This is a genomic window from Streptomyces sp. adm13(2018), from assembly GCF_008042145.1.
Lineage (GTDB): Bacteria > Actinomycetota > Actinomycetes > Streptomycetales > Streptomycetaceae > Streptomyces.
This window is the reverse complement of record NZ_RDBH01000086.1, coordinates 1-3,563: the sequence shown is the minus strand read 5'-3', so window position 1 is coordinate 3,563 and position 3,563 is coordinate 1. Positions and strand designations below refer to the sequence as shown.

The window sequence follows — 3,563 nt, the reverse complement described above, 5'->3', positions numbered from 1 at the left end:
GGACTGACCCATGCCCCCGCTGTACTCCGTCGACGACTGCGAGTCGCTGACGACGAAGCAGGTCCACGGCCTGTACAAGGACCACGTCAACAAGAGCCAGGTCTCCCTGATGACCTCCTTCGGCTTCGGCCAGGAGCTCGTCGAGAGCGCCGAGGGCGTCTGGATCACCCAGCGCGACGGCCGCCGCGTCCTCGACTTCACCGGGGGCGTCGGCGTCCTCAACCACGGCCACAACCACCCCCGGATCCTCGCCGCCCGGCAGCGCTTCCAGGAGCGGAAGAGCATGGAGGTCCACAAGACCTACTTCTCGCCGTACATCGCGGCCCTCGGCCACAACCTGGCGGAGCTGCTGCCCGGCGACCTGAACATGTCGTTCTTCCCCAACTCCGGTGCGGAGGCGGTCGAGGGCGCGGTCAAGCTGGCGTACAAGTACCACGGCGGCCGGCGCTCCCGGGTGCTGCGGTCCGACATCTCCTTCCACGGCAAGCTGCTCGGCTCGGGCAGCCTGACCGGCCAGAACCAGTCCGGTTTCCAGTTCCCCGGCATCCCCGGCGTGGGGATCTTCCGGTACGGCGACCTGGAGTCGGTCCGTGCGCTGGTCGCCGAACTCCGCACCGACACGGGCGAGTCGGACGTGTACGCGATCCTCATCGAGCCGCTGTCGGCGTCGACGATGAACGAGTGCTCGGAGGAGTTCCTGCGCGGGCTGCGGGAGTTGTGCACCGCCGAGAAGATCGTGCTGCTCTTCGACGAGATCTACACCGGCTGGGGCAAGACGGGCACCCTCTTCCACTTCATGCGGTACGAGGGTCTCGTCCCCGACATCCTCACCACCTCCAAGTCCTTCGGCGGCGGCAAGTCCTCCATCTCCGCCTTCGTCGCCCGCGAGCCGATCTTCCGCAAGGCGTACGACAACCTCACGGACGCCCTCCTCCAGTCGACGTCCACGACCTACTACGGCTTCGGCGAGGAGGCGGTCACCGCCATCGAGGCCGTCAACGTGGCCGTGGAGGACGACTATCCGGCCCGCGCCCGGGACATCGAGCGGATCCTCGCGCCCGGTCTGGAGCGGATCGCCAAGGAGTACCCGGACGTGGTGGCCGAGGTCCGCGGCCACGGCGCGCTCCACGGGGTGTTCCTGCACAAGGGCCCGAAGATCCTGGAACTGGTGACGAAGCTGGTGCCGGGGGCGATGACGAAGGACCCGCGCTTCCGCACCAAGCTCATCACCTCGTCGGTGGTCAACGCCCTCTACCGGGACCACGGGATCTACACGTACTACACGCTCAACGGCGAGAACCCGCTGATGGTCGCCCCCTCGCTGGTCACCGAGCCGCACGAGGTCGAGTTCTTCCTGGACTGCCTCGACAAGACCCTCGCCCAGGGTCTGCCCCGTCTGCTCACCCGTTTCGTCAAGGAGAAGGTGTCGTCGCTGTGGTAGAGCACATCGTGGTGACCGGTGGTGCCGGCATGCTCGGTTCGACCCTGATCGACCGGCTGCTCGCCGACGGCCGTCAGGTGCACTGCGTGGACCTGCGGGCCCCGCGGACGGAGCACGCGAACCTGACGCACACCGTCTCCGACGTCCGGGACGCGGTGACGATGAAGCGGGTCACGGCGGACGCGGACGTGGTCGTGCACTGCGCCGCCGCCCTGCCCAGCTACCCGGCCGACATGATCCGCTCGGTGATCGTCGGCGGGACGGAGGCGGTCCTGACGGCCGCCGAGGCGAACGCCGTGCCCCGGGTCGTGCACATCTCCTCGACCGCCGTGTACGGACTGCCGAAGGTGGTGCCCACGCCGGAGGAGTACCCGCGCGAGCCCGTCGACACGTACAGCGCCGCGAAGGCGGAGGCCGAGGAGGTCGCCGAGCGGTTCCGGGGACGCGAGATGTGCGTCCCGATCCTCCGGCCGAAGACCTTCCTCGGTCCGGGCCGGATGGGACTGTTCGCGATGCTCTTCGAGTGGGCCGAGGAGGGCCGGAACTTCCCGGTCCTCGGCCGGGGCGACGTCCGCATCCAGATGTTCGACGTGGACGACCTCGTCGACGCGGTGGTGACCGCGATGGACGCGCCCGCGGAGACGGCCGACGACACCTTCAACCTCGGGGCCACCTCGTTCGGCACGATCCGCGAGGACTTCCAGGCCGTCCTGGACGCCGCGGGGCACGGCAAGCGGGTCCGGTCGATGCCCGCGCGGCCGGCGCTCGCCGCGCTGAGCCTGCTCCAGCGCTCCGGGCTCTCCCCGGTCTACGGACGCCTCCTGCACAAGCTCCTCGACGACAGCTTCGTCTCCACCGACAAGGCCCGGGACGTCCTCGGCTTCCGGCCGAAGCACTCCAACCAGGACGCGATCCTGCGCACCTTCGCCTGGTGGCGCGAGCAGCAGCGCACCGCCGCCGCGCTCCCCGCCGGAGCCCGCCCCGCGAAGAAGGGCGAGGGCGTCACCAGTGTCGAACCGTGGCGGCAGGGGGCCCTCTCCCTCGCCAAGGTCCTTTTCTAGGAGAACCCGATCATGTCCGCTCCGCTGGTCTCCGTCATCGTCCCCAACTACAACTACGGCCGCTCGATCGGCCTGTGCGTCGAGGCGGCCCTCGCCCAGACGTACCCGAACGTCGAGGTCATCGTCGTCGACGACTGCTCCACCGACGACTCCGCCGCGATCGCCGCGGCGGCCGGCGCCCGGGTGGTCTCCACCGGCGTCAACGGCGGGGTCGCGGTCGCCCGCAACCTCGGCGCCGAACTGTCCTCGGGCGAGATCCTCGTCTTCCTCGACTCCGACGTCGCCATGCACCCCGAGGCCGTCGCCAAGTCCGTCGAACTCCTCGGCTCCGGCCAGGGGTACGGGGCGATCTGCGGCACCTACGAGCCGGAGCCGCTCATCCGCGACAGCCTGATCGAGGAGTACCGCTCGCTCCAGCAGTACTACCTGCTGCTCAAGTCCGAGGGGGTCATCGACACCGTCCACACCGCGATCCTGGCGATCCCCCGACAGGTCTTCGACGAGGTGGGACCGTTCAACCCGATCCTGCGGCACACCGAGGACCAGGACTACGGGCGCCGCATCTCGGAGCGGTACACGGTGCTCAGCTCCCTGGAGGTACGGGGCCGGCACGACCACGACGACACCGTGCGGATCGTCCTCGACAAGGTCTTCGCGCGGGCCCGGCTCGCGGTCCCGCTCATCCTCGGCCGCCGGCACCTCCAGGGCGGCTTCGTCACCGGCCCGCGCGCCGGGGCCAGCCTCGCCGCACCCCTGACGGTGGCGGCGCTCGCCGCGCCGGCGCTGTGGGGAGCGGTGTGGGCGCTGCTGCCGCTCGCCCTGTTCGTCCTCGGCGTGTGGGGCGACCTGGACATGTACCGGGAGGTGCGGCGGCACCGGGGGCGGATCTTCCTGGGGTACTTCGTGGCCGTCAACTTCCTGGTGAACCTGACGGTGTTCGCGGCGATCGGGGTGGCGGGCGTGCAGTGGCTCTGCTCGAAGCGGTTCCGGCACCTGTACGACCCGCAGCCCCGGCCGGAGCTCGCGGCGCCTGCTGCCGGGGTGGCCGCGGGGGCTTCGGG

At 70.1% G+C, this 3,563-nt stretch carries 3 protein-coding genes; all 3 read left to right on the top strand.

The window, feature by feature from the left end; genetic code table 11:
- The first annotated feature begins 10 nt into the window (after positions 1 to 10).
- Positions 11 to 1,441 (top strand): aspartate aminotransferase family protein, encoded by a 1,431-nt coding sequence (locus EAO70_RS07885; protein ID WP_148002292.1) that lies wholly within the window; start codon positions 11 to 13, stop codon positions 1,439 to 1,441.
- Positions 1,435 to 2,502 carry an NAD-dependent epimerase/dehydratase family protein gene (locus EAO70_RS07880; protein WP_148002291.1) on the top strand — a complete coding sequence of 356 codons (1,068 nt, stop codon included), beginning with the start codon at positions 1,435 to 1,437 and terminating at the stop codon, positions 2,500 to 2,502. Before EAO70_RS07885 ends, EAO70_RS07880 begins: the two co-directional genes overlap by 7 nt.
- Before the next feature lie 12 nt (positions 2,503 to 2,514).
- A partial coding sequence (locus tag EAO70_RS07875; RefSeq protein ID WP_261992740.1) for a glycosyltransferase family 2 protein occupies positions 2,515 to 3,563 on the top strand: 1,049 nt, incomplete at its 3' end.